Here is a 24,554-nt window from a genome sequence, read left to right as displayed (position 1 = left end):
AATTATCTGGGTATATTACGCTGATCGGACTTGTTCGGCGTACAACTGTACGCTAAAGTGCGTTGCAAAATCCCGAATGTAAAATAAGTGGAAGAGGTATTGAATGAAGCGTGCAGTCATTACTGGCTTGGGTATTGTATCCAGCATTGGTAATAACCAGCAGGAAGTTCTGGCATCTTTACAGGAAGGCCGCTCTGGCATTACTTTCTCTCAGGAATTTAAAGACGCAGGCATGCGCAGCCATGTATGGGGTGACGTAAAGCTCGCACCTGAGACCATTACAGAAAATATCGACCGTAAAGTGCTGCGCTTTATGAGCGATGCCTCTGTTTATGCTTATCTTTCCATGAAACAGGCCATTGAAGATTCTGGTCTGACGGAAGAACAAGTCTCCAATTTCCGCAGTGGGTTGGTCGTCGGCTCTGGTGGCGGTTCACCACGTAACCAGGTTGCTGGTTCTGATGGCATGCGCGCGAAAGGTTTGCGTGGCGTAGGCCCTTATATGGTGACTAAAGCCATGGCATCCGGTGTCTCCGCGTGTCTGGCTACACCCTTTAAAATCAAAGGCGTAAACTATTCCATCAGTTCCGCTTGTGCGACCTCAGCACACTGTATTGGCCATGCGTTGGAACTGATCCAACTGGGCAAACAGGATGTGGTGTTTGCCGGTGGCGGTGAAGAACTGTGCTGGGAAATGTCCTGCGAGTTCGACGCTATGGGCGCATTGTCTACTAAATACAATGAAACTCCGGCTAAAGCATCCCGTACCTATGATAAAGACCGTGATGGCTTCGTCATTGCTGGCGGCGGCGGCATGGTTGTTGTGGAAGAGTTGGAACATGCGCTGGCGCGTGGCGCACATATCTATGCTGAGATTGTGGGTTACGGTGCAACGTCAGATGGCGCTGATATGGTGGCCCCATCAGGTGAAGGCGCAGTACGTTGCATGAAGATGGCAATGGACGGCGTTGATACACCAATTGACTACATGAACGTACACGGCACTTCTACTCCTGTGGGTGATGTGAAAGAGTTGGGTGCGATCCGCGAAGTATTTGGTGATAACACGCCAGCTATCTCCTCAACCAAAGCCATGACCGGTCACTCTCTGGGTGCTGCCGGTGTGCACGAAGCTATCTTTAGTCTGCTGATGGTTGAGCATGGCTTTATTGCCCCAAGCATTAATATTGAAAATCTGGATGAGCAGGCTGCGGGGATGAATATCGTCACTGAGCCAACCAAACGTGAGCTGAATACTGTTATGTCTAACAGCTTCGGTTTCGGTGGCACCAACGCTACCTTGGTTATGCGTAAATACCAGAAATAAGATCAATCGCAGATATTTCTGCTACATGATCGTTAATAATTAGGCCTGCGAGAGATCGCAGGCTTTTTTATTCGCTATAAAATAAACACAGCTCTCGGAAATAGTCCAATTAACAAAAACACCTATTTTTCGGCTTAATTTTGGCGTTTCTTATAAAAGAGGTCTGGTAGATCACATGTTATTCATAAAAATATCTTATACTCAAGATCTGATAAATATAACACTATAAAAAGTAGGTGATTGAATCGTAAAGTATTCACGCTAATCTTGTCTGTTTTTACTGTGTTTATATTCTTTTAAAGTCAAATTTAGAGCTAAAAAATCCTTGCCTGCTCAAAAACGTTAATTCACAATATTAGAACAATAATTAAACAAATCTATTTTTGCTTTCTAATTTACCAACACAGCAGGGTAGTTTAATGAGCCATAATCAAAGTGATCAGAAGTTTAAGATTGCCGATTTAAATGAGCGCGTCGTTCATGAAATTCTCGAAGTGATAAGTGATGGTATCTGGGACTGGAACGCCAACAATGGATTTGTTTACCGTAATACCGGCTGGTATGAAATGCTGGGATATCCGGCCCATGCTTTTGAGAATACAGTACATACCTGGGAGAAAATTATTCATCCAGATGATTTTGAAAGGGTTATGTTTCAGTTCGATGCTTATATAAATCAACAAGCCGAAAGATATCAGATTGAATACCGTTGCCGAACTCATGATGGTGACTATATCTGGATAGAGGATCGCGGCAAGGTGATTGAACGTAATAGTGATGGCACAGTATCCAGAATGATAGGTGCTCACCGCAATATTCATGACCGAAAGCATCGTCTTGAAAAGTTGGAATTAAAAAATAAATCGTTAGAAGCATTAGTCGAAGAACGAACCGCGGAGTTACGTGAAAGTAATTTTCAACTTCAGCAGCAATTAGATATTAAAAAAATTCTTTCAGAAACCGATGTATTAACCTCTGCTGCGAATCGTTATTTGTTAGAAAAGGTTCTAAAGCATGAATATAACCGTGCTAAGCGTTTTTGCCAGCCACTCTCATTACTTTCACTAGATTTAGATAATTTTAAATCTATTAATGACAAATACGGCCATTTGGTGGGTGACTTAACTCTGACACATATTGTTGATGTCATTAGGAATAGCATTAGAGAGATTGACGTTTTAGGCCGTTGGGGTGGCGATGAATTTATGATTGTCTTGCCTAATACACAAATAACTGAGGCTAAAAGCATCGCTGAGAAAATCAGAAATTTGGTTGAGATCATGCCGGTGGATGGCAATATTCATGTCACAATGAGTCTGGGCGTGGTTGAGTTGGAACAAAACGAATCGCAGGAGCAATTACTCATTCGCGCAGATAAAATGCTCTATAGTGCAAAAGCGGCGGGCAGGAATATAATTATTGGCTGATATTCTTGCCCCGTAATGCTATCGACTTTCGGTATGACTATGGTTGGAGCGCATATTGAGCTGCCGCTTTAGCATGTATCGCCGTGGTATCAAATACCGGCACCTTGGCATCTTGTGCATTTACCAGTAGGGTAATCTCAGTACAACCAAAGATAATCCCTTGTGCGCCTTGCTCCTCTAAATGGCCGATGATACGGCGATATTCCTGACGTGACGTTTCACTGGTAATGCCAAGACATAGCTCTTCATAAATAATGCGATTAATGATTTCGCGGTCCGCACTGTTTGGCGTAATCACGTCAATATCGTGTTTTTCAGTTAAACGCCCAGGGTAGAATTCTTGCTCCATGGTATAGCGGGTGCCGAGTAAACCGATCTTATTGATCCCTTGTTGCTTGATTTGCGCCGCAGTGGCGTCGGCAATATGCAATAAAGGTAATCCACTGGCCGTTTCAATATCATCTGCCACTTTGTGCATGGTGTTGGTGCATACCACCACAACCTCTGCCCCGGCACGCTTTAAGGACAGCGCGGCATCGGATAGCACCTGGCCCGCAGTTTGCCAATCACCTTTGGCCTGTAACTGCTCAATCTCATGGAAATCCACACTGTAGAGAATAATCTTGGCGCTGTGTAATCCGCCTAATTGCTCTTTAACGTATTGGTTGATCATCCGGTAATAGGGGATAGTTGATTCCCAACTCATACCGCCAATAAGGCCCAAAACCTTCATCATTATTATTCCTATCCGTTGTTTATGGCAGGTGAAAGTGTGATTCCGCATGGATACCAAGATAACGGCAGATATACGGTAAGACAATATGAGGTAATGATGGCGAGATAGGATTTTTATTAATACTATATTTATCAATGCAACATTTATCAATGCAACATTTATCAAGGCACTATGGCCTCAGGATAACCGCCGCAGCGGCTATCCTGAATATGGACTAGAACCAGGCTTCCCACATCGCCCCGACGTTGAAAGAGTCAAGACGTGTATCTTCGGTGTCGCTCGTGGTGGCAGTATGTTTGTTATCGACTTCACCACCGGTGACATAGAAGCGCAACATTGGTCTGAAGTCTGCGCCCATCGCGATAGAAATATTCTGGGACAGTGTCAGCTTCCAGCCTTTGTTATCGCCGCCGGTATCATAATCCACCCGCTGATAACCCGCTTCAAGCCAGGTCGAATGAACGTCATTCCAGAAATGCATTGGGCGAATAATCACACCATAGTTACGACGGTTATCCTCATTATGATTACTTCTATCATAATCATGGAATGCGGCGAGGTAGGTCACGGAAGTTTGTGGTGTGAACTTATAGGTTCCCTCAACACTGGTATAAATAGTACGGAGGTCAGCGGTTTTGTTATAAACGCTGTTGTCAGAATTATCTGAATAACGGGTAACCCATTTATTTTCAATGTTTTCACCGGTATGGCTAAGCACTACGGCAGTCTGCCAAGCTTTCAACTTTTCTTCGCTTTCAATAGCTTTAGAATCAAAACCATAGTTGGTAAGCAATTCAAAATTGATCGGCCCCAACTTCACACCATGTATTTTGGAGGTCAGAGCATAATGACCGTTATCACCGGTTCCTGAACCACCAGTACAGGTAATGCGTGATGGATTTGATTGGTCTGCGACAACTTCAGGATTACAGGATTGCACTGCACCAACAGCCGCGGCATCAAGTTGAACACCGCCTAGATCCAGGTTTTTTATCCCGGCACCTTGTCCGTCGTGGGTCATCCAGAAGTAGTCGTTAATACCTTGTTGTGGGCGCTGATGGAAATCGCGACCAGCCCATAAATAAGCATTCGGCTGAGATTCAAATAAGTTAGTCACCCCAGCGTACGCTTTTTTCAGGTTAACTTCATCACCCCAATGGTCAAGCATGACCACCACATCCCATATCGCGCCATTGTCGCCTTTAAAGGCTTTAGAAAGCTGGAACTCCCCGCCGTTGCCTTCATTACCCAAACGACCAATCGCTGAAGAGCCATTATAGGAGCCATCAACACCTACGTATTTTTGGTCACCTGCTTGGAACTGTGCGCCATAGCGCGCATAAGCATTGAATTTTAGACCGTAAGGGATAGCCATATCCGGGCTTGGCGGAATAGAGGCTTTCTCAACGATATCTACGCTTGGTTTTTGAATAGTGGCTGCTTCTATTTTTTCTTTACGTTCTGCCAGTGCTTTTTCTACTGCGTCGGCCACTATTTTATTAAGTTGCTCAGTGGTAATTGTGGTAACTGTTTCTTGTGCCAGTACAGAAATAGGGCAAAGCGCGGCGATAACCGCCATTGCTAATGGAAGTTGTTTGTATATTGTCATCGCTATCTCAATTTAGTATTTTATTATAGTAGGCGATATTATCCCGCCCGAATTTAACAGGATAATAGTGCTATCACCAAAGTAAGGTTGTTTCTATAATTTCATTAGAATAAGTTTTATTTGAATTTTAGGCGTAATAGTCTCTCCGTTTAAGATGGATAATATATACCCGTTATACTTCAAGCTGCATGCAGCGTTGGCTGCGCTCAATAACCCAAATCACTTACAATATAGTAAGCTCATCGGGATTAATGAGCCTCATCCCTGAGGCTCACCCTGCGGGCAGCATAAATGCTGTACAAATCGGTTCCCGACCGATTTGTATCTCGTTTGCCGCCTTCTTGCAACTCGAATTATTTAGGGTCTAATATTTTTAATTTTTAAAAATTAACGCTGATAAAGATGAATAATTTCTTCTGATAATTCACGTGCCAATAAAGAAGTCATTAAATGGTCCTGCGCGTGAACCATAATAAGCGTCATCGGTTGTCTGGCCTCTCCTGCATCTTGTTCAATTAGCTTGGTTTGCATATGGTGCGCCTGACGCGCAAAACCATCAGCTTCCTGTAGCAAACTTTTGGCTTTATCAATGTCGCCTTTGCGTGCAGCTTGTAATGCTTCAAAGCACAGGCTACGTGATTGTCCGGCATTAACAATAATTTCCATTACTGCTTCTTCTAATTCAATCATGATTTATTCCTAAATTAATCAAAACCATTATTTGCCGCGGTAGCCGTAAACCATTCCCCGCTTTTTTTAATTGTTCGTTTCTGGCTGAGTAAGTCTAATTGAATAAAGCCATAACGGTTTTTATAACCATTGCACCAGGACCAGTTATCGATAAATGTCCACATATGGTAGCCAAGGCAATGACAACCTTCACTGATTCCTTTATGTAGCCATTTCAAATGCTCGTAAATAAAGTCTATGCGATATTGATCGTTAATTTTTCCGTCTTGGATAAATCGCTCTTCATTTTCGACCCCCATACCATTTTCAGAAATAAAGCAGCGAGGGTTACCATAATTAAGCCGTAAATTGGTCAAAATATCGTAAATACCAGGTTCATAAATCTCCCAACCGCGATAAGGATTCATTTTACGGCCAGGCATTTCGTAGGCATCAAACAGCCATTCGGGCATAAAAGGTGCTTGTGGGTTTACCGCACTGTCACGGCATTTTACGCGCCGTGGTTGATAGTAATTAATACCCAGCAGATCGATTCTACCCTCAGCAATTAAGGCTTTATCCCCTTGCAGGCGTAGCGGCATTTGGTCGTAATCACACAGTAAATCAATGAGCTCCTGCGGATATTCACCGCGCAATGCTGGATCAAGGAAGCTGCGGTTAAACAAGAGATCAGCACATTCTGCCGCTTGCAGATCAGCAGGGTTCTGCGAGCGTGGGTATGACGGGGTCAGGTTCAGCACGATACCGATTTCCCCCTCATACGAACCAGCGCGATAAGCTCTAACTGCTGTCGCATGTGCCAACACCGTGTGATATGCCACTGTCGCCGCACGTCTGAAATCCACCACATTGGGATAATGGAAGTCATATAGATAGCCACCTTCAACAGGAACAATTGGCTCATTGAAGGTAAACCAATGCTTAACCCGGTCGCCGAACAGTTCAAAGCACACTTCGGCGTAGTGCTGCCAGGCATCAATCACTTCACGGTTTTCCCAACCGCCAATTTCTTGCATCGCCATCGGCATATCAAAGTGAAATAAGGTAATAAAGGGCGTGATACCTTGGGCCAGAAGTTCGTCTATCACATGGTTATAAAAAGTCACTGCCTCAGGATTCACTTCCCCAACGCCATTTGGGATTAATCGCGCCCAACTCAATGATGTGCGGAAGCTGTTGTGATTCAGTTGTTTAAGTAAAGCAATATCCTGTTTCCAATTGCGATAGAACGTAGAGGTATCATTCGGGCCAATCTGTTGGTGAAAGCGCGACGGTTGACTGGCGTACCAGGCATCCCAGGTTGTGGGGCTTTTGCCTCCGCGCAGGCTTTCTCCTTCAGTTTGTAATGCAGAACTGGCGCTGCCCCACCAGAAGTTATCTGGAAATTGGTATTTCATTAATCTGCTCTCTTTATCAGTTGCTACGGACGGTATCTGAAAGTGATGGTGCGTTACCTGAGACTTTTTCCCCTTCAGTTTTGACTAGCGATCGCTCATAAGCACGTAGGAATGGCAGATAGATCAGGGCAGAAACCATCATACATATCAAGCACATCACGACAGGACTAAAGGCCCAGTTTGCCGCCCAGGATGCACCAATCGGAGCCGGTGTTGTCCACGGGGTCAGAGAAACCACTTGAGCAAGCCATCCTAGTTTGGTTGCAGTGTAGGCCAGCACGGCGTTGATCATGGGTACGCAAATGAAAGGTATGAACATTATTGGGTTCATAATGATGGGAGCACCGAACAAAATAGGCTCATTTATATTGAAGAAACTTGGTACTACGCCCAACTTGCCAATGGTACGTAAATGAGTGACTTTGCTGCGTAACAGCAGGAAAGCCAGTGGCAATGTAGAACCTACGCCACCAATCAGTAAGTAGTGATCCCAAAAACCTTGCAGATAGATATGCGGTAAGGTTGCGCCGACGGCCAATGCGGCCTGGTTTGCAGCCAGATTGGTCATCCAGAATGGGCTCATGATGCCGGTAACAATCAGTGAGCCGTGAATACCGGAGAACCAGAAAATCTGGCACAACAATACTGACAGTAACATTGCTGGCAATGAGTCTGATGCAGAAACTAATGGAGCCAGTAAATGCATGATAGCTTCTGGAATGATCATGCCAGTCTGCGATTCAATGAATAAATTGAGTGGATGCAGGGTGGCAATAATGACCAGAACCGGGATTAGAATTTCAAAAGAGCGCGCAACACCGGTTGGCACCTCTTTCGGCAAGCGAATAGTAATATTGTGTTGCTTCAATGCGGCATAAACGCGGGTAGAATAAATAGCGGTAATCAGTGCAGTGAAGATCCCTTGACCAGAAAGGTACTGAGTCGAGATTTTGCCATCGGCAAAGGGGGCTGCAACTAACAAGAATGCCATAAATGCCAATAAACCTGTCATGACCGGATCGAGATTAAACTGCCGACCCAGGCTGGCTCCTACTCCAACCGAAATGAAAAATGTCATGACCCCCATGCTCAGATTGAATGGCAGCATGAGCTGCGCACGGTAGGTCTGAGAAAAGTCCAGCCATGCCCGGGCAAATCCTATGGTGGTATCGGCAGAAAAGGGGGGGAAAATAAACACCAGCATAAATGAGCCGATGATCATGAAAGGCAGTGCTGCGGTAAAGCCATCACGGATAGCAATAACATATTTTTGCTGTCCGAGACGTCCGGCTAGCGGAGTAATAGATTGTTCAATAACAGCAACCATCGATTGATAAAGAGAACTCATTTGAACACCTTCTTAGTGGGTCGCGTTAATGAGCGACAGTGCATAGTCCAGGACTTTATCGCCACGCTGCATTCCGTAATCCATCATATCGATGGGCTGAACAGGAATACCGTGAGCAGCGGCCTTTTCTGAGAGCATACCTAACATGTATTTCACTTGCGGCCCGAGGAGTACGACCTGATAGCGCGGAAACTGGGTATCAAATTCAGATACGCCAAAAGCATCAATCTCAACAGGAATCCCTCTTTCATCGGCAACGACCCGCATTTTCTTAACTAACATGCTGGTGGACATCCCGGCAGAGCAACACAACATAATCTTGAACATCTACAACCATCCTCAAAATATAAAAACGAGATGAAAAACGATTTTGACACTCTATGGAAACCGTTTTCCAATTAGGTAATGCGGCTGTTTCGCGAATGATTGGATATCATACGGAAACCGTTTTCCATCCAAAGTGGATAGAACTGTGATAGCCATCAAAGTCCAGTATATAAAGGGATTATTTATTTGATGGCTATCACAGCTTTGAGGTTTGGATAACTATTTTGAAACGTGATGGAAATTCGGTTTCCATGACAAATGGAAACGACTATACTCAGGAAGCTGCAATAGTTGGGCCGAGCTGTATTTAGGAATGACAGGCAAGGACTAAAGCCTGCCGAGGAGAGAATCATGTCTACAATCAACGATGTATCACGTTTAGCTGGGGTTTCTAAAGCCACAGTCTCACGGGTGTTGAGTGGTTCACGTGGCGTTAAGGAAGCCAGCCGCCTGGCCGTACTGAAAGCGGTCGATGAACTTAATTATCGGCCAAATGTTATCGCACAATCATTATTGAGCCAGTCTACGGGGTGCATTGGTGTTATCTGTGCGCAGGAAAATATAAACCAAACCACCGGTTATCTGTATGCACTTGAAAAACATCTGAGTCAGCATCAAAAGCATCTGCTGCTGCGTTTTGCCAATAACAAAGCTGAAGTTATGCAGGCACTGGATGAATTGACCTGTGGCTTGTGTGATGACGTGCTGATCATTGGTGCCCGTTTCCCGCTTAATCTCGCGGATGAAAGTATTATTCTGGTCGATTGTATGGATGTCGATGCTACTAATAGTATCCATTTTGATCACGCTTTTGCCGCAGAAACCGCCTGTAATTATTTAATAAAACAGGGTAGAAGAAAGATTGCTTTAATAAATCCGGATAGCAGTGGGTATGTGGACGAAGTGCTGTTGGGTTATAAACGAGCATTGGAAAATAACTTTTTGCCTTTCAACCGTGACCTCATCTTCATGGACTCCTCTTCTTCATCAGTGGCGTTACAAGTGCTACTTAATAGCAGTGCGACACTCAATTTTAATGCCTTACTGGTGGCGGATGAGCGGGAAGCTCAAAGCGTTATTCCACAGCTTCAGGCGTTTAATAAATCTGTTCCTGATGACATTATGGTATTTAGCCTGGCCGGGTCATTACATTATCCGGGGGTGCCGACCATTCCTGCGATTGAATATTCTATGGATGCGATGGCGGCAAAAATAGTGGCATGGCTTAATGAGAAAACCAAAAATGTGCTGGGCTCATACGCATTGCGTGGGGATTTAATTATTCCGGATATGCCTGCCAGGAAATAATTTCTATTTAAAATAGCGCTGTGGCAATTTCAGCGCTAAGCAGAGATAAAAACGCCCCCCGCGCTAACACCCAGATTACTCGCAAAAATACCTTAAATAATTCGAGTTGCATAAAGGCGGCAAATGCTGTTCAAATCGGTCGGGAACCGATTTGAACAGCATTTATGCTGCCCGTAGGGTGAGTCTCAGGGGCGAGGCTCATTAATCCCGCTGAGTTGACGCCAGTTAATGATTCGGGTGCGAGAGAGCAGCCAACACACCTGCAACTTGAAGTATGACGGGGATAAAACAATTAGTGGAACTGTGATGTGACTCCGCTTTTACCTCTTTTCTGTGTCTATTATGTCTGTTGTAACAAATCTGTAGCAATTGCATATCTATCGATTCTTATACCCGCAGTGATTGGCTTTGCAGCCCACCCCGCAACGTCAAGCGAGAAGGGGATATACCATCAACTGGATGACGGAGCTTGAGATGATAAAAGTAAAAACGGCGTATACCTTGACCTTATTGGCAATACTCCTTCCGGCTTCACCCCATATTATGGCTCAAGATAAAAGCGATAATTATAAGCTTGAACAGGTTTTGGTCATGAGCCGTCATGGTATACGCGCACCTCTGGTGAATTATGGCGATATGCTTTCCAGTGCAACACCGGACAAATGGCCGCAATGGACGACACCTGGCGGCTATCTGACGCCAAAAGGAGCAGAGCTTGAGGCGATGATGGGCGGGTATTTCCGCGAGTGGCTGGCAGATACTAAGTTATTAAAATCAAAAGGATGCCCAGTAACTACGACGGTATTTACCTACGCCAACAGTTTACCCAGAACCATTGATACCGCGCAGCATTTCTTATTTGGTGCTTTCCCCGGTTGTAATGTGCCCGTAGTCCACCAAAAAGAAATTGGCAAAATGGACCCGGTATTTAATCCAATCATTACCTTGGATATAACTCCCGAGTTTAAAGAGAAGGCATTAGCCTCTATTAATCAACACGCCGGGCCAGGTGGGGTCGAGGGGCTGAATAAGCGCTTACAACCTAATTATGATTTGCTGTCCAAGGTATTGGATTATAAAAACTCACCTGCGTGTTTGATCGATAGAAAATGTGACTGGAGCGCGCAACCGACTGATATTGTGTTAGTACAAAATAAAGAACCGGGCATTACCGGCCCACTAAGATTAGGTACCGGTGCTTCGGATGCTTTCATGTTGCAATATTATGAAGGTTTTCCAGCCAAAGATGTTGCCTGGGGACGCATTCACTCTTCTGAAGAGTGGCGTAAATTAATCGATATTAAAAATCTCTACCATGAAACTTTATTCGGCTCACCCGCTATAGCAGATAATGCTGCCGAGAAGTTGGTTGGTTTTATCAGTTCAGCCCTTGATCCGGTGGGTGAGAAAACGCCAAATGAATTAGCGGCACAAAAAGCCAAATTGGCGGTGTTGGTTGGGCATGACTCCAATATTGCGTCATTATTAGCCGCACTCAAAACGAAAGAATATCAGTTGCCAGATCAGTATGAGAAAACACCCATCAGCGGTAAGGTAGTATTTGAACGTTGGAAAGATATTAAACAGAACAAAGAATTGATGAAGATTGAGTATATCTATTTGTCGACCGAGCAAATCCGTAATAAAACACCACTATCACTTCAAGCTCCGCCAAAACGCGTCACACTGGAAATTAAAGGGTGTCCGATTGATGCTAAAGGATTCTGTTCAATGGATGATTTTAGAAAAGCGATAAAACAAAATACCCAAATCTAGCTTGAGGCCACTGCGGATAAGTTTGGCCAGAAGTAGAGAATAGGGGCTGGCATAAAACGACGGGCTGCGCTAACGTGGCCTTCTTTGTCAGCTCCTGCTATTTGTAGATCTTCTGATGACACTATTCACGACTACCCATCACGCAGCAAAAACTGTTTTCAGGCCTTTTTTGAAAGATCGCTTGCTGCATATTCTGTTGATTTTAGGTATCGGCCTGACCGCATTGATGCCCGCAAAGATTTCGGCCTTCCCACAGTTTATTGACTGGACTACCATTGTCACTTTATTGGGATTAATGCTATTGACGAAAGGCGTCGAGGTGAGTGGTTACTTCGATTTTATCGGTCGGAAGATTATTAATACATTACAGACGGAGCGGCATCTGGCGCTGTTTTTAGTCTTGTCAGCCGCAGTGTTGTCCTCTTTTTTGACCAATGATGTGGCATTGTTTATCATTGTTCCACTGATTTTAACGCTAAAAAAGATATCTGCTTTACCGGTTTCACGCCTGATTATTTTCTCAGCACTGGCGGTGAATGCAGGGTCATTATTAACGCCGATCGGCAATCCACAAAATATTCTGTTATGGAGCCGTTCCGAGCTGTCATTTATTGGTTTTACACTGCAAATGGCTCCGCTGGCGGCAACAATCTTGTTGACCTTGCTGGCCGTGACCTGGTGGCGTTTCCCCGCGCGTAAAATTAGCAAACAAACTTCTAGCCCGGTTTACCCTTATCAATCTCGCTTATTACTCAGCTGTTTGGCGCTGTATGTAATTTTTATTATTTGTGTGGATTTTGGCTGGGCGGGTTACGGGCTATTGGTTGTTTTTGCTGGGTTATTGTTACTGGCACGGCGCGTTTTACTGGCAATAGACTGGAGCTTGATCGTGGTCTTTATGGCGATGTTTATTGATGTGCGCTTACTGACTGAATTACCTGGCTTACAGTCACTCTTCGGTGAAATCAAAACCTTATCTGTGGCTGCGGCTTATATATTGGGCATCGGGTTATCCCAGGTTATCAGTAATGTTCCGGCGACTATTTTATTACTTAATTACCTGCCTTCCAGTGCGTTGGTGGCTTATGCAGTTAATATTGGCGGCTTTGGCTTCGCTTTGGGGTCTATGGCCAATTTAATTGCACTTAGAATGGCGGGTGAACCGGCCATCTGGCTAAAATTCCATGCATATTCACTGCCATTCTTATTCTGGAGTGGGTTGGTCGGCTGGCTATTATTAGTGCTCTGAGATAAGGGCGTCACTTTATTGGCTTAGAGCGAAATAACCTGAGCCAATAAAGTGGTTCAATGCGCTTAGAGAAAAATAGCCAGTAAAAAAGCCATGACAATAATCAGCGCGACAAAGGCCAGTGATGGTTTTTGCAACAAAGGTTGTAATGACTGTGGCAGGGCGGCAATCAGTGGGTTAATCAAAGGTTGAATGGTTTTTTGATCTTCGGCTAAGCGCTGGGCGGCATTCGCCCGGTCTAATCGGGCGGCAAACAAGACATTAATAATGTCGTTTAACTGCGCCTGCGTTAGCGGTGTGGTTGGGCTAGCCTGGAAACGATTCTGACTATAATCAATTAAGAGCTGCTGTTCCTGCGCATCGGCGGGCTGTTTCAGAGCCGTTTGTAGATTAATCAATGTTGGTGCGGTCTGCTGGCTGAGCGCCACTTTGGCCTGTAAAAATTGGCTGAGTATTTGGAAATGGCGCGCGGGCAGCGGGTCATTACTTTTCACTCCCACCATATCAAATAGTGCCTGCCAAATTTTGGCTGGCTGCTCGCCGGTCGCCGCACTGAGTTTTGCTACCAATGATTGAATATGTTGATGTTCCGCAGGCAGCAATGGCCTGTCAGTTATCGTTGTTAACTGAGGCTGTGGAATATTCAGCGTACCGGATTGTAGTAATACCAACACCTGTTGCAACTCAGCATGGCTTAACTGACTTAACACTGTATGACCAAACTGCTGACGGATAAAATCGCTCACCGCCTGGCGGTTATTGCCTTGGGGCAGCAACTCGGTAAGCTGTTGGCGTAGTTGGTGATTGGCATGGTTTTCCTGAACCTGAGACAAGCGAGTTTGCAGTAACTGCTCGGCTGGTTGGAAGTGGCGAGCCAGTAAATCACTGGTACTGCTAAGGGATAAGTCATGGCGCAACCCCGCCCAAATTTCGGCAGATTTTATCGGGCTGAGCGCCATGATCCGCACTATTAGCTTTTCCAGCGTGGTGCGCTGTGCAGGGGTCAAAGCCCGCTCTTCCACTTGGCCCGCAGAGGGCAATTTGGTCGGCGCAACATTGCGATCATTGGCAATAGGAACACCTGGGCCGTTCAACGGTTGCATATAACCAGTCCTTCGCAGTGGAGGCGACAGTGTGGAGGATCTACGGTGACCCGCGGGTTGCAGGTATAATACCTGTAAATGTGCGCGACCCATACCGTCAGATTATGTTTTTGGCTAAATGGCTTTGTAATGAAATGTCACTTTGACTGATTGTTTAGGTTCAACGATTGATAATCTTAATTATGCCGCTAAGATGGGCGCTCAACCTTGAATGGAATTGATTTAACAATTCCAAGGATAATTTATTCGATACAAGGTTGATCATGGATATCGTTGAGTACGGATAGGGTTAAATAGGGATAATGTTTAAACGACAACGCGCCGCAAAGTGGTTCCTCTGCCTGGCTTGCCTGGTCATACTGGTTTGTATGACGCAACGCATTACCAGCTTGCACGCGTTGGAAAAAAGTCTGCTCTTAACATCATCATCATCACAGGTTGTTGCCGAAGAAAACGAGGCCCCAACCCCTTGTGAATTAAGTGCCAAATCCCTGCTGGCATCGCCCCCCGTTCTATTTGAATTAGCTATTTTCTCTCTGGGCTTATTGTTGCTGTTGTTGGTGCCCATCATTCCAACCAGTATGCGGTTCCCTCCGCCCAGAGTCATATCACCCAGCGGTTTGAGGGTGCATTTGCGATTATGCATTTTCCGGGAATAGCACAACAACTCTCTATGTTGTTGTAATTAATCTATTTCTGGAGAAAGACAATGTTCAATTTAAGCAAGGCAGCTTTGTTCTGTCTGTTGCTGCTATGGATGCCCACTCTTTGGGCGGCAGATAGCGGCTGGCTGGTCAGTGGGCAAAATGACCATGCCAAGGTTCGAGTCCGTGCCGAGCCTTCTGCTGGTAATGAAACACGTATGTTACTGAGTGTTCAGTTGGAAAAAGGCTGGAAAACCTATTGGCGCTCGCCGGGAGAAGGGGGCATTGCACCCGCTATTACCTGGTCGCCACCTCTTGAAACCGTAAAATGGTATTGGCCGGTACCGCAACGTTTTGATGTGTCTGGAATTTCTACTCAGGGCTATCATGAGCAGGCCGTCTTGCCAATCGTGATTTCCGGTAAAGTTCCCAAAACACTCAGCGGAACATTAACCCTATCGACATGCAGTAATGTCTGCATTTTGACTGACTACCCATTTAGCCTGGATATGTCTGCGGCAGTTAGCGCTGAAAAGCAGCAGCAGTTTGAACACGATTTTGCCCAAGCGATGGGACAAGTGCCGATTGCCAATGCATTGACTCAACAAATTCAAGCGGGTTTTAGTCAGGGAGAAGTACAAATTCTTGCTCTGCGTGATGACGGCTGGCAGCAGCCAGAACTGTTCTTCGATACCCTTGAAGATGTTGATCTCGGCAACCCCGTCGTCACGGTACAGGGCAATCAATTATCGGTGCGGGTACCCGCTACTGATGGTTGGGGAGAGGGCGTGGGCGATCTGCGTGGCAAGCCTCTGACCTTGGTGATAGCGGATGGTGGGCTGGCGCAAGAGGCCACGGTGACTATCGGGCCAGCGCTGACGTTACCGCAATCCGCCTCCTCGTTTTGGTCGTGGATTCTGATGGCGCTGGCCGGTGGGTTAATCCTTAACATGATGCCCTGTGTGCTGCCGGTATTGGCAATGAAGCTTGGTTCAATTCTGCAAACTGAGCATCAAACCCGCCGTCAGGTACGCTGGCAGTTTCTCGCTTCGTCTGCTGGGATAATCACCTCATTCTGGTTGCTGGCCTTGCTGATGACGGCTTTGCGTCTGGGCAATCATGCGCTTGGCTGGGGGATTCAGTTCCAAAATCCGTGGTTTATCGGTTTTATGGTCTTGGTCACTGCCCTCTTTACCGCCAACCTGTTCGGGTTGTTCGAGATTCAGCTCTCTTCATCGTTGAATACCCGTATAGCCGCCCCACGCATTGAGAAACCGGGCGCACGGGGTATGGCTGGTCACTTTGGGCAAGGCGCTTTAGCGACGTTGCTGGCAACCCCGTGTTCCGCTCCTTTCCTCGGTACAGCCGTCGCTTTTGCGCTGGCAGCCCCTTTGCCTGCGCTGTGGGGGATTTTTACCGCGCTGGGGGTAGGGATGAGTTTGCCGTGGTTGGCCGTCGCCGCCTGGCCGAAACTCGCGTTGTGCCTACCGCGCCCCGGCCGTTGGATGAACCACCTGCGGATTGCAATGGGCGCACTGATGCTGGCGTCCAGCTTGTGGTTACTTAGCTTGATGGTCAGTCATATCGGCCTGCAAACTGTCATTATCATCGCCGCAATAGCTGTGCTGGCACTGCTACTGGCTATTGGCAGACGTTACGGCGCTCGCATTGCCGCGATAGTCAGTTTAATCGCCGTACTGATTGTTGGGGGATTGCTGCTGGTGGGGTCATTAACCGCAGATTTATGGCGCAAACCGCTGCATGACGATATCCGGTGGCAGCCGTTAACCGAAACAGCCATTAAACAGGCATTGGCCGAACATAAACGTGTGTTTGTCGATGTCACCGCCGATTGGTGTGTGACTTGCAAAGTTAACAAGATACACGTGCTGATGCGTGATGATGTGCAACAGGCTTTGCAAGCGCCAGATGTGGTGGTGTTACGCGGAGACTGGACACATCCTTCAGCGGATATCACCGCTTTTTTACGTGAACGTGGCAGTGTTGCCATTCCGTTCAACCAAATTTATGGGCCGCAGCAACCGCAGGGAGTCGTACTGTCTCCGCTGCTGGATCGTGATGTTCTGCTTAAAGTGTTGGCCGATGCGAAAGGAAATGAAAAATGAGAATGTTGACTGTATTACTGTTTGTTATGTTTTCGACCCCTCTATGGGCGGCGGCTCCCTTCACCCCTGAACAGGAAGTTCGCATTAAAGAACTGATCCGTGAAACGCTAATATCTAATCCAGATATTCTGGAGCAATCGGTTAATGCCTGGCAGCAGCGGGCCAATGAAGCACAAGGGCAACAACTGAGTCAGTTTATCGCGGCGAATAAACAAGCCTTGTATCAAGACCCCGGCAGCCCGCGTTTTGGCGCGACCACACCGCAACTGACCTTGGTTTCTTTCACCGACTACAATTGTCCATTCTGTAAAACATTTGACCCCCTGTTGGAAAAGTTAGTCACAGAGTACCCGCAGGTGGCGGTGGTGATAAAACCATTGCCATTCAAAGGGGAAAGCTCGGTGACCAGTGCGCGATTGGCATTGACTCTGTGGCAACAGCACCCGGAACAATGGATGGCTTTTCATCAGCGTTTGATGGCGAAAAAAGGCTTCCACGATGCGGGCAGTATTGCTGCTGCACAGAAAAAAACTGGGGTGACACCGGCGGCGCTAAGTGAGCAAAGTCTGAATGTGCTGCGCTCCAATTTGAAGTTGGCCGACCAACTGGGTATTCAGGGCACCCCCGCCACCTTAATTGGCGACCAGATGGTGCCGGGCGCGATTTCTTATCAGGAATTGGAAGAGATAGTGAAGCAACAACTGGCACAGGCGGGTAAATGAATCGCTTAAAGCGCTGGGGCAAAGAACTGATGGTTCTATTGCTGCTAGTGGTGGTGGTTTCAGTAGCAATGGATTGGTTGCGTCGCCCGCAAGCGCCCGCAAATTGGCCAGATACACCACGGCAAACGCTGGCAGGAAAGGCGGTTTCGTTATCAGAAATGAGTCAGGAAAAACCGCTGCTTATCTATTTCTGGGCGACATGGTGTGGTGTGTGCAAATTCACCACTCCCAGTGTCAATCAGTTGGTGCAAGAGGGTGAAAATGCTCTGACTGTAGCACTGAGGTCAGGAGACTCAGCACAAGTTGAGACTTGGCTCCGTAAAAAAGGTTACCAGTTGCCGGTGATAAATGACCCGCAAGGCGAGTTATCAGCCCAGTGGCAAATTAATGTCACACCGACCGTGGTTATTCTCTATCAAGGCAAAATGGTACAACACACCAGCGGCTGGACCAGCTATTGGGGGATGAAACTGCGCCTGTGGTTGGCGTCCTTCTAACGTAATATTTTCCTCATAATATTTTCTCATAGATAGCCCAGTGCCATTAGGCTGGGCTAGTTTTCTGCCCCGCACTCCCTGATAGCGGTACTTAGTCGGTTTATTCCTTGAGTTATCAATTCTGGGGAGTTGGCGGCAAAATTCAAGCGCAGGGTAAACTCCCCGTAAGCTTCCTGGGTGTGAAAACCACCGCCTTTGGCGAAAGTCACGCCCGCTTGCCACGCCCGCGGCATCAAACGCGAAATCGGTGCATTCTGTGGTAGTTGCAGCCAGATAAATAACCCACCATCAGGTATTTCAAACTGACAATCCGGCGGTAATGTCTGGGTGAGAGCCTCGACCATCACATCACGATGCTGGCGATATAAACGGCAGGCCCGTCGCAGCTGTTTGTCATATCGCCCGACGGTAACGAAGGCATCCAGCGCCCGCTGAATCAGGTTCGAGCTGGTAAAACTATCAACATGTTTTAAACGCGCCAACTGCGTGTAGTGGGGTTGGTCGGCAACCAAATAACCAATACGCATGCTGGGCAACAACATTTTGGAAAAGGTGCTGACATAAATAACCTCGCCCGGTGCCGCCAGTGAGCGCAATGAAGGCAGTTTTTGGCCGCTATAGCGCAAATCCCCGACGTAATCATCTTCAAGAATCGGCACTCCGGCAGCTCGTGCGATGTGTAATAGCTGATGGCGACGGCTTTCACTCAGACAGCGGCCCGTTGGGTTATTAAAATTAGGGATGCAATAAATAAGTTTGGGTTGATGCTTAACCAATAGCGCAGGCAGCGTATCTAATTGCATGCCCTGCTGATCACTGGGAAGCGCAACAACATTCACTTTATGTAGGCGAAACAGGGCAATTGCTTCGGCATAAGTAGGTTCTTCTACCAACACGGTATCACCTGGGGCCAATAATGATTGGCTCACCAAACTGATGGCGTGTTGCGAACCATTGGTTATTAGCAATTGCTCTGGGCGTGTCGCGATTCCCTGTGCAGAAAGAATGCGGCTCAGGGTATCGCGCAGCGGGTAATAACCGCAGTAATCGCCGTAACTGAATGCCTCCTCAGCATGGCGTCGCAATATCGATTGTAAAATCTGACGGAATTCATCCAGTGGAAAAATCTTTGGGCTGCCAATGCCCGCGGCGAAATTGATGGTGTCTGGGGGGAGGGGAATATCAGCATAACCGTCCAGCCGTGAAGTCACGGTGGTAAAACGGTCGAGTGGGAATTCCCCTGGTAACAGCGGTTGTGGCTGACTTGGTGGTGGCGGGAGATGGCGAACATAGGCACCGCTGCCGCGTCGTTGTTGCAAAAAACCTTTAGCTGCCAACTCGGCGTAGGCGTTATCTACCGTTAGGCGGCTGACGGACAATTCTGTTGCCAAAGTACGTGTTGACGGCAATTTATCCCCATCAGCAAATACGCCACTGAGAATAGCCCGCCGCAGTGCTTCTTCAATTTGCAGATACAGCGGAATGTCTTGTTGGCGATCTAAAGGAATATGCATGTGATAATGCCAAAAGTGGCTCAAGCTAGAAATGATACTTTTACTATACCCAATGCTAACAAGGCTTCAAGCAAGAAAAAGTGGCCTGCATCAATCAGGAGGGAAGTGGCTCTGGTGGCAAAAAAAGGGCGGAGTAAAATTGCCTTAAATTAAGCAATGTCGTCAATCTAATGAGGCTGTTATGGCAATGCCGGCAGGATTACCCCCATCTATAATTCGTCCTCCGCTGGTGGGAAGCGGTTTCTTGACCGGTAAACGGCAAGGGTATGTGCTGGCTCTTATCAGTGCCATGTTATTGGGTTTTACCGGGATTATTATCCGCATTCTCACTGCGCATTATCATTTGCCGACTTCAGTCTTAGCTTTCTGGCGGGCAGGGTTGGTCGCAGCCGTTCTGTTACCTATTTTATTAGTGATCAAGCCTGAGTGGGCCAAATTACGCCGCGATCAGGTCAAATTCTATTTGGCTTATGGTCTACTGCTGGCGGTATTTAATGGCTTATGGACAGAATCTGTGGCGTTAAACGGCGCATCGATATCCACCATTTTGGTGTATTGCTCGGTGGGGTTTACCGTTTTTCTGGGCTGGGTTTTTTATAACGAATATATGGGCTGGCGTGAGTTTTTCGTTATCGTTATTAGCATGGTGGGCTGTTTTCTGGTCAGTGATGGGGTGAATATCACGGCGGCAGATTTTAATTTTGTGGGTTTATTCATTGGACTGGCGTCGGGAATTGGTTACAGCTTTTATACTCTGGCCGGGCGAATTGCCACGGATCGCCGTTATCCCGTGTGGAATACCATTTTATATGTGTTTGGACTCTCCGCTGTGTATCAGTTGATATTTAATCAACTGTTGTTGTGGTTCCCGATACAGGGGTTACAGCAGATGGTGGGAAATCTGTTCTTTTTATCCATCGGGACAGAAGGTGTTCAATGGTCTGGCTGGTGGCTATTGCTGATTCTGGCCGCTGGCCCGACATTACTGGGCTTTGGTTTGTTTAATCTGAGTTTGAAAACGCTTCCGCTGGCAATCGCCAGTTTAATACTCACCCTGGAATTGGTATTCACCGCTGTAATTGCTTATTTTCTATTGGATGAAATCTTATCGGCTTCGCAATTACTGGGCAGTGCATTGGTTTTATTGGGCGTATTAATGCTGCATAGAAAAGATAATACTCAGGGTGAGATAGCAACACCGAGTAATAGTGCTATCTCACCCTGAGAGCCTTTATTGCGCGGTTTTTCGACGTAATGGTGTGCGCAGACGTTGAGCCAATATCACCCCCGCGAGCGTAATTCCGCCGCCAATCAGATGGTAGCTGTGCAACTGTTCATGCAGGAAAGTTACGGCAATAATGGCGGTAAACACTGGCGTCAGGTTCATAAATATCGACGCGGTGTTTGCTCCCAGTCGCATGACGCCGTGAATCCATAAATAAGGCGCAATAATAGAAGCAGGAATGCCGGCAAATAATACCAGCGGAATATTCTGTGCCGTTAATTGAACATCCGCGGCTAACAGGAAGTTCGGTAATAACAGCACCACACCAAAGACAATTTGTATATATAGGGATTGCCAGTTAGGTAATTGAATCGCCCAGCGCTTGGTTAATACCCCGTAGAGAGCATAGGATGCCGAGGCACCGAACATCATTAATTCACCTTTGCCGATGCCATGTTGCAGCAATTGCGCCGGGTTACCCGCGCTGACCAACCACACCAAACCCCCTAATGACAATACACTGCCCAGCGCAATCCCGACGGTAGGTGCCACACGCAGCACCACAATGCTAATAAGCACGGTTAATAATGGAATTAACGAACTGAGTATTCCCATAAACAGGGCGCTGACACTGTGGGCGGCGTAATAAGCCAGGCTTTGGTACAACACCATCCCCAATAACCCCAGAATCATCAGTTTCCACCAATAAACGCGGATTGCCTGCCAGTTGCGGATAACGCCCATCAGCAAAAATGGCGTTAGGGTCAGTAATGCCAGTACCCAGCGATAGAAAGAGATGGCAGCCGGATCAATAGCGGTGGCGGAGACCTTGCTGACCACGGCATTGATTGACCAGATAATCACCGCGAATAAGGGGAATAACACATTCATAAACATAATTCTCATTGAGATACTAATGCGGTGCAGTGTAACGCTGTCTGATTTATCCTATATACTGATAATCAGACAATCGTTGCTGTGATTAAGACAATTTACCCGTCATATTGCAGTTGCATGTGCGGCAGGTTCCCTGCAACTCGAATTATTTAGGGTATAAATGATGATAAAACCTAATCTTCCGATGGTTGCCGACACCGCGCCGCAGAATCTCTCTTTCCGCTGCGAGATATACAATGCTAATACTGAATTTCTGCCCCATACCCATTCCTATGGGCAATTGATCTGTGTTAAATCGGGTGTACTGGCCATGAGCATTGGTGGGCAGCGCTTTCTGGCTCCGCCTGAATTCAGTGTCTGGATCCCCGCCGGAGTCGAGCATTCCAGTTATAACCGTAAATCAATGCATTTTCGCGCTATTGATATCGCGTTAGAACACTGCAAAGAGTTACCCACGTCAGCTTGTCTGATTAATGTCAGCCCGATTTTTAATACCATCGTGGAGGATTGCTTCGCTCGTGGTTTATTAATGCCGGAAAGTGAACAAGATTTGCGCTTAAGTCTGGTGCTGATTGATCAGCTCAGAGTCTCACCGGTGCAGTGTACCTATTTGCCGACCTCACAAGATAAGTTGCTGTCGCCCATTTTGGCGGCGCTGGAACGCTGTCCATCAGACAATACCTCGCTGGCAGTTTGGGCCAAACGGGTCTATACCACTGAACGAACGTTATCACGCCGTTGCCAGCAAGAGTTAGGCATGGCTTTTAGTGAATGGCGGCAACGTTTGCGTTTTTTACATGCAATTTCGCTACTCGAACAGGGGAGAACGGTGCAAAGTGTGGCACTTGATGTGGGCTATAGTTCAGCGTCAGCTTTTATTACCATGTTCCAGCAAATTTCGGGGACGACACCGGAGCGTTTTCGTCGCACCAATCCCCTTCCTCCTTGAAGCCGCAGGGGTGTTGGCTATACGCTTACGCACTCGAATCACTGACTTGAGTCAGCTCATCGGGGTTTATTCGCTTGTCGCCTACCTGCAACTCCAACCATTTTGGGGATATACTAAGCGCCCTGTTTTTCATCTGTAGGGCAGTAAGCTGCCGGAGAACAAAGTGAAAATTCTTGTTGATGAGAATATGCCATACGCCGATGCGCTATTTCAGCGGTTAGGTGATGTGCAGGCAGTGCCGGGGCGGCCAATCCCCCTTGATGCGCTGGCTGGTGCAGATGCGTTGATGGTGCGCTCGGTTACCAAAGTGAATGAGGCGCTGTTGCAAGGCACGTCAATTCGTTTTGTCGGCACAGCGACTGCGGGCACTGATCATGTCGATGATAACTGGCTGCAACAGCAGGGCATCGGTTTCTCCGCCGCCCCCGGCTGTAATGCTATTGCCGTGGTGGAATATGTTTTTTCTGCGCTGATGATGATGGCCGAACGCGATGGCTTCCAACTGCGTGATAAAACAGTTGGTATCATTGGTGTGGGTAATGTGGGTTCACGGCTGAATGCTCGCCTGCAAGCTCTCGGGGTGCGGACTCTTCTGTGTGACCCACCACGCGCGGATCGCGGTGATAACGAAAGATTCTGGCCACTGGAAAAGCTGGTACGCGAGGCTGATGTTCTCACCTTCCATACACCGCTGAATAAAAACGGCCCCTACCAAAGCTTGTACATGGCAGATGATGAGCTGCTGGCTGCTTTACCCGATGGCCGCATTCTGATTAATGCCTGCCGCGGTGCGGTGGTTGATAACAGCGCATTGCTCCGTGCGCTGGAAAAGGGCAAAAAGCTCAGTGTGGTGCTGGATGTGTGGGAGCCAGAGCCAGAGTTATCTCTGCCGCTATTGGCCCGTGTTGATATCGGGACACCCCATATCGCCGGATACACATTGGAGGGTAAAGCGCGCGGTACAACTCAAGTGTTTGAAGCATTCAGTCAATATTTGGGCCAGCCACAATCCGTCGAGCTTGCCAGCTTATTGCCACAGCCCGAATTCAGCCAGTTACGACTAAATGGTGAGTTAGACGAAGGCAAATTAAAACGATTGATGCACTTGGTGTATGATGTGCGCCGCGATGATGCGCCGTTACGGCGTGTGGCTGATCAGTCGGGCGAATTTGACCGCCTGCGCAAGCACTATCAAGAGCGGCGCGAATGGTCATCACTGTGTGTGCAGTGCGATGATGCTGCCAGCGCTGAGTTGTTGCAAAAGTTAGGGTTTAGCACTCAATTACTCTAAGCCGCTCTATAGATTAATCATGATGGAATATCAGGCGGTATTTTACTGCCTCAGACTGCTGACAAAGTTGATAAAGTTGATAAAGTTGATAAGCGGGGAAATGTGCCGAATGGGTCGTAACGGCGTGAGCCGTCGGAGCGCCCATTGGTGCAGTCGCCCCGCCAGTCTCGGTGTGGCAAACCTCGACGACTCGATATTGTAAGGTGAAGACAGGTAGAAGAGTAAAGCGTCCGCGCCACGGATGGCGCGGCTCGAGCCCCCAGGGAAGGGTTTACGGCGTCTTTACGATCTGCCTGTTTTCACCGCTACGGGCACTTTGTCATTAACCTCAGGCAGTATTTTACCGCCTTTGTCTTTGTATAAATCCTTGTAATTTAATGAACGTTAGTGGA

At 47.2% G+C, this 24,554-nt stretch carries 21 protein-coding genes; 12 read left to right on the top strand and 9 right to left on the bottom strand.

Features of this window, described 5'->3' with window-relative positions; genetic code table 11:
• The first annotated feature begins 103 nt into the window (after window positions 1–103).
• Complete coding sequence (fabB, locus tag FGL26_RS08860) at window positions 104–1,327, top strand: beta-ketoacyl-ACP synthase I (RefSeq protein ID WP_005171920.1); 1,224 nt, start codon at window positions 104–106, stop codon at window positions 1,325–1,327.
• 419 nt (window positions 1,328–1,746) lie between these two features.
• Complete coding sequence (locus FGL26_RS08855; protein ID WP_011815910.1) at window positions 1,747–2,754, top strand: sensor domain-containing diguanylate cyclase; 1,008 nt, start codon at window positions 1,747–1,749, stop codon at window positions 2,752–2,754.
• 37 nt (window positions 2,755–2,791) lie between these two features.
• Here the strand turns inward: FGL26_RS08855 and FGL26_RS08850 are convergent, their stop codons facing one another.
• From FGL26_RS08850 to FGL26_RS08825, 6 genes are all read right to left on the bottom strand, one after another.
• Window positions 2,792–3,487, bottom strand: coding sequence for an aspartate/glutamate racemase family protein (locus tag FGL26_RS08850; RefSeq protein ID WP_005171904.1), 696 nt, complete (start codon window positions 3,485–3,487; stop codon window positions 2,792–2,794).
• A 217-nt stretch (window positions 3,488–3,704) separates the two neighbouring features.
• Window positions 3,705–5,099, bottom strand: coding sequence for a carbohydrate porin (locus FGL26_RS08845; RefSeq protein WP_005171897.1), 1,395 nt, complete (start codon window positions 5,097–5,099; stop codon window positions 3,705–3,707).
• A 387-nt stretch (window positions 5,100–5,486) separates the two neighbouring features.
• Window positions 5,487–5,789, bottom strand: a complete 303-nt coding sequence (locus FGL26_RS08840) for a PTS lactose/cellobiose transporter subunit IIA (RefSeq protein WP_005171894.1) — start codon at window positions 5,787–5,789, stop codon at window positions 5,487–5,489.
• A 14-nt stretch (window positions 5,790–5,803) separates the two neighbouring features.
• On the bottom strand, window positions 5,804–7,186 hold the full coding sequence (locus FGL26_RS08835; protein WP_005171891.1) for a glycoside hydrolase family 1 protein: 1,383 nt from the start codon (window positions 7,184–7,186) through the stop codon (window positions 5,804–5,806).
• 16 nt (window positions 7,187–7,202) lie between these two features.
• Window positions 7,203–8,534, bottom strand: coding sequence for a PTS cellobiose transporter subunit IIC (locus FGL26_RS08830; protein ID WP_005171888.1), 1,332 nt, complete (start codon window positions 8,532–8,534; stop codon window positions 7,203–7,205).
• Between the two features lie 12 nt (window positions 8,535–8,546).
• The gene (locus tag FGL26_RS08825) at window positions 8,547–8,861 is read right to left on the bottom strand and encodes a PTS sugar transporter subunit IIB (RefSeq protein WP_005158553.1); all 315 of its coding nucleotides are present in this window, start codon (window positions 8,859–8,861) and stop codon (window positions 8,547–8,549) included.
• Window positions 8,862–9,212: 351 nt separating this feature from the next.
• Between FGL26_RS08825 and FGL26_RS08820 the strand changes: the two genes are divergently transcribed.
• From FGL26_RS08820 to FGL26_RS08810, 3 genes are all read left to right on the top strand, one after another.
• On the top strand, window positions 9,213–10,169 hold the full coding sequence (locus tag FGL26_RS08820) for a LacI family DNA-binding transcriptional regulator (RefSeq protein ID WP_005171884.1): 957 nt from the start codon (window positions 9,213–9,215) through the stop codon (window positions 10,167–10,169).
• 474 nt (window positions 10,170–10,643) lie between these two features.
• On the top strand, window positions 10,644–11,945 hold the full coding sequence (gene agp / locus FGL26_RS08815) for a bifunctional glucose-1-phosphatase/inositol phosphatase (protein WP_005171880.1): 1,302 nt from the start codon (window positions 10,644–10,646) through the stop codon (window positions 11,943–11,945).
• A 115-nt stretch (window positions 11,946–12,060) separates the two neighbouring features.
• Complete coding sequence (locus tag FGL26_RS08810; protein WP_005171876.1) at window positions 12,061–13,194, top strand: SLC13 family permease; 1,134 nt, start codon at window positions 12,061–12,063, stop codon at window positions 13,192–13,194.
• Window positions 13,195–13,259: 65 nt separating this feature from the next.
• On the opposite strand, the gene flk is transcribed toward FGL26_RS08810, so the two are convergent.
• The gene (gene flk / locus FGL26_RS08805) at window positions 13,260–14,297 is read right to left on the bottom strand and encodes a flagella biosynthesis regulator Flk (RefSeq protein WP_005171873.1); all 1,038 of its coding nucleotides are present in this window, start codon (window positions 14,295–14,297) and stop codon (window positions 13,260–13,262) included.
• Window positions 14,298–14,599: 302 nt separating this feature from the next.
• Between flk and FGL26_RS08800 the strand changes: the two genes are divergently transcribed.
• Genes FGL26_RS08800 through FGL26_RS08785 form a run of 4 tightly spaced genes read left to right on the top strand, consistent with a single transcriptional unit; the run spans window position 14,600 to window position 18,286 of the window.
• Entirely contained in the window at window positions 14,600–14,956 is a 357-nt protein-coding gene (locus FGL26_RS08800) for a copper resistance protein (protein WP_005171868.1), read from the top strand.
• A 50-nt stretch (window positions 14,957–15,006) separates the two neighbouring features.
• Window positions 15,007–17,067 (top strand): protein-disulfide reductase DsbD family protein, encoded by a 2,061-nt coding sequence (locus FGL26_RS08795; protein WP_005171864.1) that lies wholly within the window; start codon window positions 15,007–15,009, stop codon window positions 17,065–17,067.
• Complete coding sequence (locus tag FGL26_RS08790) at window positions 17,064–17,789, top strand: DsbA family protein (RefSeq protein WP_005171860.1); 726 nt, start codon at window positions 17,064–17,066, stop codon at window positions 17,787–17,789. The genes FGL26_RS08795 and FGL26_RS08790 overlap by 4 nt, the downstream gene beginning before the upstream one ends.
• Window positions 17,786–18,286, top strand: coding sequence for a protein disulfide oxidoreductase (locus tag FGL26_RS08785; RefSeq protein WP_005171857.1), 501 nt, complete (start codon window positions 17,786–17,788; stop codon window positions 18,284–18,286). The genes FGL26_RS08790 and FGL26_RS08785 overlap by 4 nt, the downstream gene beginning before the upstream one ends.
• A 56-nt stretch (window positions 18,287–18,342) precedes the next feature.
• Here the strand turns inward: FGL26_RS08785 and pdxR are convergent, their stop codons facing one another.
• Entirely contained in the window at window positions 18,343–19,800 is a 1,458-nt protein-coding gene (gene pdxR, locus FGL26_RS08780; protein ID WP_032912782.1) for a MocR-like pyridoxine biosynthesis transcription factor PdxR, read from the bottom strand.
• Window positions 19,801–19,981: 181 nt separating this feature from the next.
• Here pdxR and FGL26_RS08775 point away from each other — a divergent pair, with 181 nt between their 5' ends.
• Window positions 19,982–21,025: a DMT family transporter gene (locus FGL26_RS08775; protein WP_032912780.1), complete on the top strand. Its 1,044-nt coding sequence runs from the start codon at window positions 19,982–19,984 to the stop codon at window positions 21,023–21,025.
• Window positions 21,026–21,031: 6 nt separating this feature from the next.
• Here the strand turns inward: FGL26_RS08775 and FGL26_RS08770 are convergent, their stop codons facing one another.
• Entirely contained in the window at window positions 21,032–21,916 is an 885-nt protein-coding gene (locus tag FGL26_RS08770; RefSeq protein WP_005171845.1) for a DMT family transporter, read from the bottom strand.
• A gap of 169 nt (window positions 21,917–22,085) precedes the next feature.
• Here FGL26_RS08770 and FGL26_RS08765 point away from each other — a divergent pair, with 169 nt between their 5' ends.
• Both FGL26_RS08765 and pdxB read left to right on the top strand, forming a co-directional pair.
• On the top strand, window positions 22,086–22,871 hold the full coding sequence (locus FGL26_RS08765; RefSeq protein ID WP_005171842.1) for an AraC family transcriptional regulator: 786 nt from the start codon (window positions 22,086–22,088) through the stop codon (window positions 22,869–22,871).
• A 163-nt stretch (window positions 22,872–23,034) separates the two neighbouring features.
• Window positions 23,035–24,162, top strand: coding sequence for a 4-phosphoerythronate dehydrogenase PdxB (gene pdxB, locus FGL26_RS08755; RefSeq protein ID WP_005171839.1), 1,128 nt, complete (start codon window positions 23,035–23,037; stop codon window positions 24,160–24,162).
• Window positions 24,163–24,554: the final 392 nt, after the last annotated feature.

The organism is Yersinia enterocolitica subsp. enterocolitica (genome assembly GCF_901472495.1).
Classification (GTDB): Bacteria; Pseudomonadota; Gammaproteobacteria; order Enterobacterales; family Enterobacteriaceae; genus Yersinia; species Yersinia enterocolitica.
Note: the sequence above shows the minus strand (reverse complement) of the source record. Positions and strands in the feature narration are given on the sequence as shown.